This is a genomic window from Neisseria sp. P0021.S007 (genome assembly GCF_051956855.1).
This window is the reverse complement of record NZ_JBQCXA010001143.1, coordinates 1-526: the sequence shown is the minus strand read 5'-3', so window position 1 is coordinate 526 and position 526 is coordinate 1. Positions and strand designations below refer to the sequence as shown.

The following is a 526-nucleotide window of genomic DNA, read 5'->3' as shown; positions in this document are numbered from 1 at the left end:
CCTGCAAACCGAAGACCCGTCACACATCATCCAAGGTAACGAACGCGTCTTGCGCGCGCGCCTGTCTGATGCCGAGTTCTTCTACAAACAAGACCAAAAAGCGACTTTGGAAAGCCGTCTGCCGAAATTGTCCAGCGTGGTTTACCACAACAAAATCGGTTCGCAAGCCGAGCGTATCGAGCGTCTGCAAAGCATTGCCGCCCATATCGCCAAAGCGTTGGGCGCGGATGCTGCCGCAGCCGAGCGCGCCGCACGTTTGGCCAAAGCAGACTTGGTGACCGAAATGGTCGGCGAGTTCCCCGAATTGCAAGGCACGATGGGCAAATACTACGCCCGCTTGGACGGTGAAACCGAAGAAATCGCCGAAGCCATCGAGCAACACTACCAACCGCGCTTTGCCGGCGACAACCTGCCAGAGGGCAAAGTGGCAACCGCCGTTGCTTTGGCCGACAAACTGGAAACCTTGGTCGGCATTTGGGGTATCGGCCTGATTCCGACCGGCGACAAAGACCCATACGCCCTGCGC

1 protein-coding gene is annotated in these 526 nt (G+C 58.0%); it reads left to right on the top strand.

What is annotated here, in order from left to right:
* A partial coding sequence (locus tag ACTHUR_RS17955; RefSeq protein WP_440400097.1) for a glycine--tRNA ligase subunit beta occupies positions 1-526 on the top strand: 526 nt, incomplete at both ends.